Genomic DNA, 8,253 nt, shown 5'->3' on the forward strand with positions numbered 1-8,253 from the left:
TCTTGTATGGTAGACATACTCGGGAGTTGCTCATCTCATGTCGTCCCAATCCATCGAATCCCACTATTCAACTCCTCTGCTGGCGTTGGTCTCGGCCATTATGGACTTTCCCGCGCCGCACACAGCAACGACCGATAACTACGACGCCCTGATCCAGCAGATTGACCAACTCTGCCCCCTGCAACACTTTGGCATGCTGGGCCTCTCCGATACCGGGTTGAACTGGGTCTATGCCCACAAGATCAGTGACTCGTTCAAACAGCAGCTGGGACGGGAGCAGTCCCGGATCACCGATCAACTGACCCAGCTGGATGAGGCCGATGGCTGGTGCGTTTTTCCCATCGAACATGGTCAGGTACAGTGGTTGCTGGCACGCAGCACACCAACAGATCTCCCGACCCTGCGCCTGCTGCTCGAATGTCTGGCCAAACGGCTGACCGAAACCCAGGCAGGCTCCCATCTGGCAGAGCCCCCCTCTCCACTGATCCGTAAAGACCCCAACTGGCAGAAGAAAATCGAGAGCATCAGCCGCATCATGCGACTGGCCAATACCCTTCCCGGTCAGGCCCTCTTCTCTCAGCTGGAAGCTGTGCTGCGCCAGATGCTGGCTATTGAGGACATGCTGCTGGTCAGGCTCAATACTCACAAGCTGGAAAAGGTCTACCCGGCGACCCCCCATCAGAGTGATGAGTTCATCAGCGGCTTGTGTCATAGCACCAGCAATATCGAGGTCAGCAAAGAGTCGCTGTTCTGGCACAGCATGCCGCTGCGCCTGCAACAACAGTATTTCGCCCACTTTATCATCAGCACATCCACCCCGTTGGAGACAGATGACAAACTCTTCCTCGACTTTTTGCGCGGCCAGCTGACCCTGCTGCTTGAGTTGAAGCGGATCCGCCAGCAGCTCAACGACATCAATACCGAAGACTCCATCAACCAGCGCCTCCAGCAGCTGCGCCAGACCAACCTCAGATTACAAAAGCAGCTCAAACAGCATCAGGAGCTGGAACGCAGGCTGCAATTTGACGCCCTGCACGACCCGCTAACCCAGCTGCCCAACCGGGCTTTGCTGATGAATCACCTCAACCACGCCATGACCCACTACAACCGCTACAAATCGCCCGGGTTTGCCGTGATTTTTATCGATGTGGATCACTTCAAGCAGATCAACGATACCCTGGGCCACAGCGCCGGGGATCAGTTGCTCAAGGAGATAAGCCGCCGCCTGCAAACCTGCATTCGGCAAAATGATTTGGTGGCAAGGCTGGGAGGGGACGAGTTCGTCATCTATCTGGACAGCAGCAAGAACGATGACGACATCAGCCCGGTTTTGAACCGGATCATCAGCCGGCTCTCCTACCCTTTCAGGCTGCTCGGCAACGAGCTGAGCATCACCGTCAGCCTGGGCGTCTCTATCGCATCCGAACAAACAACGGACATCAGCCAGTTGCTTCATCAGGCCGATCTCGCCATGTATCAGGCCAAGCGCAATGGCCGTAGCCGCATCGTCAGCTACTCGGAGGATTGCATAAGCCAGAACTGGAACTCGCCGGAAGAGATGCTGGCCAGAGCCCTGCGCGAAGGGCGTATCGTCCCCTACTTCCAGCCAGTGATCCGGCTGCAGGACAGCCGGCTGACCGGCCTTGAGGTGATGGCTCGCTGGCTGACGGAAGAAGGTGTGCTGAAAGATGCCTTTGATTTCATCCCGCTGGCGGAACAGTGCGGCCTTATTCTCGAGCTGGATTACCAGATCCTGCGCCACACCTGCCAGCAGCTGAAAAACTGGTTGCCACTGTCGGGACAGAGCAAGTTCAAGGTAGCGATAAATCTCTCCGGCAAGCATCTGGTCAACCACGACCATATCATGCGGCTGATAACCATTCTGGAAGAGGAGGGGGTCTCCCCCAGCTACCTGATATTTGAATTTAACGAGCGGGAGCTGTCACGGCAGGATTCCGATGCGCTGGCCTCGCTGCACGAGCTGCGCGCCAAGGGCATCCAGATCAGCCTCGACGATTTTGGGACAGGATTCTCCTCTCTCAACGCCCTGTTCCACTTCCCGGTGGACTACATCAAGGTGGATGACAGCTTTACCCAGCGCATGTTGCAGTCCCCCAAAGACCTCGCGCTAATCCGCGCCATGCGCGACATCTGTCAGGATCTGGATTACACCCTGGTGGTGGAAGGCATCGAGAACCAGCAGCAATTGCAGAAACTGATCGATATTGGCTGCCGGATGGGACAGGGCCGTTATATCTCACCGCCCATGCCGGGCACAGACATAGTACCGCTGCTCACCCCGGCCAGCCTTTAGGGTCAATCCTTCTTGAACATGGCGCGCAGATTGGCCACCGCCATCTGCCCCTTCTGCTGGCGCTCCTCGGCCGTCACCTTCTTCTGGTTTTCCCACTCCAGATCATCCTGTGGCAACTCCAGCAGGAAGCGGCTCGGCTCCGGACGCACAGACTCGCCGTACTGACGCCGCTCCTTGCAAAGGGTAAAGGTCAGCTCGGTCTGGGCCCGGGTGATGCCCACATAGGCGAGACGCCGCTCCTCCTCCACATTGTCCTCATCAATGCTGGTCTGGTGGGGCAGCAAGCCCTCCTCCATCCCCACCATGTAGACATAGGGGAACTCCAACCCCTTGGAGGCATGCAACGTCATCAACTGCACCTGATCCGCGTCGTCCTCCCCCTCGTTGCGCTCCATCATGTCGCGCAGAGTGAGGCGAGTAACCACCTGTGCCAGCGTCATCGACTCCTCCAGCTCATCCCCCTCCAGCATCTCGGTGATCCAGCGATAGAGGGTAGAGACGTTCTGCATCCGCATCTCGGCTGCTTTCGGGCTGGGCGAGGTCTCGTAGAGCCACTCTTCGTAGTGGATCTCCTTGATCATGTCCCGCACCGCCTCCACCGGATTGCCGCGCAGCGCCTCATCGCCAAGGCGTACCAACCAGTTGGTGAATGCCTGCAGGGCCACGAGGCCCCGCCCGGAGAGGTGCTGCTCCAGCCCCAGCTCGAAGCTGGCGGCAAACAGACTTTTGCCGCGCTGGTTGGCGTATTGGCCCAGCTTCTCCAGCGTGGTGGGACCAATCTCGCGGCGCGGCAAGTTGACCACCCGCAGGAAGGCAGTGTCCTCGTCCGGATTCACCAGCAACTTGAGGTAGGCCATGATGTCCTTGATCTCGGTGCGGGAGAAAAACGAGGTGCCGCCGGAGATACGGTAAGGAATCCGGTTGGTCATCAGCGCCTTCTCGAAGATGCGCGACTGATGGTTGCCTCGATAGAGGATGGCGTAATCCTTGAACCGGGTGCGATTCATGAACTTGTGGCCCATCATTTCCGCGGCGATGCGCTCCGCCTCGTGCTCCTCATTCTTGGCAAACAGCACCTTGACCGGCACCCCGTAATCGAGCTCGGAGAAGAGCGCCTTGTCGAACACATGGGGGTTGTTGGCGATCAGGATGTTGGCGCACTTGAGGATGCGCCCCTTGGAGCGGTAGTTCTGCTCCAGCTTGATGAGCCGCAAGTTCGGAAAGTCTTCATTCAGCAGCACCAGATTCTGCGGCTTGGCACCTCGCCAGGAGTAGATGGACTGGTCATCGTCCCCCACCACGGTAAAGCGGGCCCGCTCGCCGACGATCTGCTTCACCAGCTCGTACTGGCTGGTGTTGGTGTCCTGATACTCGTCGACCAGCAGGTAGCGGATCTTGTTCTGCCAGCGCTCGCGCACCTCCTGATTGCTCTTGAGCAGCAGGGTTGGCATCACGATGAGATCGTCAAAATCCAGCGCGTTATAGGCCACCATCTGGCGGTGATAACGCTCGTAGAGCTGGGCCATCAGCACCTCTTCCGGCCCGCGGGCAATGCGCATCGCGCGGGCTGGCAGAATCAGGTCGTTTTTCCAGTTGGAGATCTGGGTTATGAGGGCCGAGAGCTTGTCCTTGTCGTTGTCGAGCTCGTCTTCAGTCAATTCTTTCAGCAGAGCCAGCTGATCGGTATCGTCGAACAGGGAGAAGTTGGCCTTGAGATTCAGGCTCTTGTGCTCTCGGCGGATGATCTCGAGCCCCAGAGTATGGAAGGTGGAGACCATCAGCCCCCGCGCTTCCTTGCGGCCCAAAGTCTGGCCAACCCGCTCCTTCATCTCCCGTGCCGCCTTGTTGGTAAAGGTAACTGCGGCGATGTTGCGCGCGTTGTAGCCGCACTGCTGCACCAGATAGGCAATCTTGTTGGTGATGACGCGGGTCTTGCCCGATCCGGCACCCGCCAGCACCAGGCAAGGGCCGGAAACATACTTGACCGCTTCGTTCTGATTGGGGTTGAGCTTCATGGGCCGGATCTCTTGGCTTATGATGAGGGGCGGCATTGTACCAGAAATCACCCGACGAGCCGTACCTGCTGCACGGCAGGCAACCGCCAATCGGGCTTATCGCGCCTTGTGTTCGAGCGCTATTTTCAGGATCATGGCCGACCTTTCGAGATGATGACTTTTTCCGGATGATGAGGGGAGCATGAACCAGCAACAGCATGACCAACTGCGCAGCCAGTTTCCGGCCTTGGCGCAGGTGGTAAACGGCCACCCTCTGGTCTATCTGGACAACGCCGCCACCACCCAGAAACCGCAAGCGGTACTGGATGCCATCGCTCACTACTATCGGGCAGACAATGCCAACGTGCACCGCGCCGCCCACGCCCTGAGTGGCCGCGCGACCCGCGCCTTTGAGGCTGCCCGCGAGACGGTCGCCCGCTTTATCAATGCGCCCCGCAGCCACGAAGTTATCTGGACCCGCGGCACCACGGAAGCGATCAATCTGGTGGCCCAGAGCTGGGGAATGAGCGAGCTCAAGGCAGGAGACGAAATCATCCTCAGCACCCTGGAGCACCACGCCAATATCGTCCCGTGGCAACTGGTCGCCCAGCGCACCGGCGCAGTCATCCGGGTCATCCCGCTAGATGAAGGGGGCGACCTCGATCTGGCCGCCTATCACGCCATGCTGGGGCCACGCACCCGGCTGGTGAGCGTGGCCCACGTCTCCAATGCCCTCGGTACCGTCAATCCGGTCGACCGGATAGTAGCAGCAGCCAAAGCAGTGGGGGCCGTGACGCTGATCGACGGCGCCCAGGCGGTGGCTCATCTCGACGTCGATGTGCAGGCCATCGGTTGCGACTTCTACGCCTTCTCCGGTCACAAGCTCTATGGCCCGACCGGCATCGGCGTGTTGTGGGGCCGCACCGAGCTATTGGAACGGATGCCGCCCTGGCAAGCCGGTGGTGAGATGATCGATCGCGTCAGTTTCAGCGGCACCACCTTCAATGCCCTGCCCTTCAAATTCGAGGCGGGCACCCCCCATATTGCTGGCGCTATCGGCCTCGCCGCCGCCATCGACTTTGTGATGGCGCAAGACCGGCGATGGCTCGCCAGCCACGAACAGGCGCTGACCGACTGTCTGATCGCCGGCCTGCGGCAGGTGCCGGGGCTGCGTCTGATCGGCGAACCCAGCCAACGCGCCGGTGCGGTCTCTTTCTTGCTGGAGGATATCCACCCGCAAGATGCCGCCACCCTGCTCGATATGCAGGGGATCGCCCTGCGAGTCGGCCATCACTGCGCCATGCCGCTGATGGAGTCGCTCGGGATCGGCGGCACCATTCGCGCCTCGCTGGCCTGCTACAACAATCGGGACGATATCGACGCCCTGCTGGCCGCCCTGCACAAACTCAGTGACTTCTTCTAAGGCAGACAACCGAATGAGTGACCTCGCAAGCTATACCCAGATTGGCATTGACCCCAACGCCGACACCATCCGCCAGCAGTTTGCCGCCGCTCACGGCTGGGAGAACCAGTACCGGCTCATCATCCAGCTCGGCAAGCTGTTGCCGGTGCTACCCGGCGAATGGCAGCAGGAGGCGTTTCGCCTCAAGGGGTGTGAAAGCCAGGCCTGGTTGAAGGGAGAACAAAGCGAGGATGGCTGCTGGCACTTTGCCTGTGATTCCGATGCTCGCATCGTGCGTGGCCTTATCGTCATCGTGCTGGCAGCGCTCAACCACCAATCGTCTGCGGCGATCCAGGCATTTGATATGGAAGGCTATTTCACCGCACTGGGACTTGAGAAACACTTGAGCCCGTCACGAGGTAACGGGCTCAGAGCGATCGTGCTGGCGATCCGGGAGCAGGCAGTCTAACCCGCCTTGTACAGAGGTCGATTAGGCTTCGCCAATCGACCCTACTTCTTCATTCCCAGCCTCTTTCTCGGCGCGGGCACCCCGCTCGGCAATCTTCTTCAATACCCGGGACGCGGCAACCAGCCCAAAGGTTGCCGTCACCGGCGTCACAGCACCAAAGCCGGAGGCGCAATCCATCTTCATGGTGCCATCGCTGGCTGCCTTGGCCTGACAAGTGCCACCATTGCCATCCGGATAGCTCAGCTGCTCGGTTGAGAAGACACACTCCACCCCGAATTTGCGCGCCGGATTCTTGCTGAAGTTGTGCAAGCGACGCAGGTCGGAGCGCACCTTGGCAGCGAGCGGATCTTGAATGGTCTTGGCCAGATCCGCCACAGTGATCTGGGTCGGATCCATCTGCCCGCCGGCACCACCCGCGACGATCACCGGGATTTTGTTGCGCTTGCAGAAGGCAATCAGCGCCACCTTGGCCTTGACCGAGTCGATGGCATCCACCACATAGTCAAACTCCCGCTTGATATGCTCGGCCAGATTATCGGCGGTGACGAAATCATCCACCTCGATCACTTCGCAATCGGGGTTGATGGCGCGAATACGCTCGGCCATCACCTCGGTCTTGAGGCGACCAACCGTACCCTGCATGGCGTGGATCTGGCGATTGGTGTTGGTGATGCAGATATCGTCCATGTCGATCAGGGTGATCTGGTTGATACCGGCCCGAGCCAGCGCCTCGGCCGCCCAGGAGCCTACGCCACCGATCCCCACCACACAAACCTTGGCCTGGCTAAAGGAACGCAAGGCGTTCTGACCATAAAGACGGGCAATGCCCCCAAATCGCTGTAGATACTCTTCTTTCATACCACCACCTTGCTTGAGGGCGGCCATTATAGCGGCAACCAGAGCCAGCGGCGATGGCATAACCGGAGAAAATCGGGGAGAGAAAACAGAGAAAACGGCAGAGAAGAGAGAATGAACGGTCAATTATCAGGCGACTTGCTGATTTTCAGGCAATAAAAAACCCCGCTCGATGAGCGGGGTTTCTTGTATTGGGTGCCTGGCAGTGTCCTACTCTCGCATGGCGAATGCCACACTACCATCGGCGCTACCGCGTTTCACTTCTGAGTTCGGCATGGGATCAGGTGGTTCCACGGCGCTATTGCCGCCAGGCAAAAATCTTCAATCTGAGAAAGCTGACGTAAGTAATTCGTTCGTATTTGCTACAAGCCTTAGAACACTTCTTGGGTGTTGTATGGTTAAGCCTCACGGGTAATTAGTATGGGTTAGCTCAACACGTCGCCGCGCTTACACACCCCACCTATCAACGTTGTGGTCTCCAACGGCCCTTTAGGACCCTCAAGGGGTCAGGGATGACTCATCTCAGGGCTCGCTTCCCGCTTAGATGCTTTCAGCGGTTATCGATTCCGAACTTAGCTACCGGGCAGTGCCACTGGCGTGACAACCCGAACACCAGAGGTTCGTTCACTCCGGTCCTCTCGTACTAGGAGCAACTCCCTTCAATCATCCAACGCCCACGGCAGATAGGGACCGAACTGTCTCACGACGTTCTGAACCCAGCTCGCGTACCACTTTAAATGGCGAACAGCCATACCCTTGGGACCGACTTCAGCCCCAGGATGTGATGAGCCGACATCGAGGTGCCAAACACCGCCGTCGATATGAACTCTTGGGCGGTATCAGCCTGTTATCCCCGGAGTACCTTTTATCCGTTGAGCGATGGCCCTTCCATTCAGAACCACCGGATCACTATGACCTACTTTCGTACCTGCTCGACCTGTCCGTCTCGCAGTTAAGCTGGCTTATGCCATTGCACTAACCTCCTGATGTCCGACCAGGATTAGCCAACCTTCGTGCTCCTCCGTTACTCTTTGGGAGGAGACCGCCCCAGTCAAACTACCCACCAGGCACTGTCCGCGAGCCCGATTCAGGGCCCTGCGTTAGAACATCAAACATACAAGGGTGGTATTTCAAGGACGGCTCCAGCGCAACTGGCGTCACGCCTTCAAAGCCTCCCACCTATCCTACACATGTAGGTTCAATGTTCAGTGCCAAGCTG

The 8,253-nt window shown here is 58.6% G+C and carries 5 protein-coding genes and 2 rRNA genes (1 of these 7 running past the window's edge); 3 read left to right on the forward strand and 4 right to left on the reverse strand.

Annotated features, from left to right (window positions below):
- The first annotated feature begins 37 nt into the window (after positions 1-37).
- Positions 38-2,314 (forward strand): putative bifunctional diguanylate cyclase/phosphodiesterase, encoded by a 2,277-nt coding sequence (locus WE862_RS03730; protein WP_042029595.1) that lies wholly within the window; start codon positions 38-40, stop codon positions 2,312-2,314.
- Positions 2,315-2,316: 2 nt separating this feature from the next.
- Here the strand turns inward: WE862_RS03730 and rep are convergent, their stop codons facing one another.
- Entirely contained in the window at positions 2,317-4,329 is a 2,013-nt protein-coding gene (gene rep, locus WE862_RS03735; protein WP_042029598.1) for a DNA helicase Rep, read from the reverse strand.
- 181 nt (positions 4,330-4,510) lie between these two features.
- Here rep and WE862_RS03740 point away from each other — a divergent pair, with 181 nt between their 5' ends.
- Positions 4,511-5,731, forward strand: coding sequence for a cysteine desulfurase (locus WE862_RS03740; RefSeq protein ID WP_042029600.1), 1,221 nt, complete (start codon positions 4,511-4,513; stop codon positions 5,729-5,731).
- Between the two features lie 13 nt (positions 5,732-5,744).
- Entirely contained in the window at positions 5,745-6,179 is a 435-nt protein-coding gene (locus WE862_RS03745; RefSeq protein ID WP_042029601.1) for a SufE family protein, read from the forward strand.
- Between the two features lie 21 nt (positions 6,180-6,200).
- On the opposite strand, the gene tcdA is transcribed toward WE862_RS03745, so the two are convergent.
- From tcdA to WE862_RS03760, 3 genes are all read right to left on the reverse strand, one after another.
- A complete protein-coding gene (tcdA, locus tag WE862_RS03750) occupies positions 6,201-7,037 on the reverse strand; it encodes a tRNA cyclic N6-threonylcarbamoyladenosine(37) synthase TcdA (protein WP_042029618.1) in 837 nt (278 codons plus the stop codon).
- 194 nt (positions 7,038-7,231) lie between these two features.
- A 5S ribosomal RNA gene (rrf, locus tag WE862_RS03755) occupies positions 7,232-7,346 on the reverse strand.
- Between the two features lie 82 nt (positions 7,347-7,428).
- Positions 7,429-8,253 (reverse strand): 23S ribosomal RNA (locus WE862_RS03760) (it continues 2,064 nt past the right edge of the window).

Origin of the sequence: Aeromonas jandaei (assembly GCF_037890695.1) — a bacterium.
Taxonomy (GTDB): Bacteria; Pseudomonadota; Gammaproteobacteria; order Enterobacterales; family Aeromonadaceae; genus Aeromonas; species Aeromonas jandaei.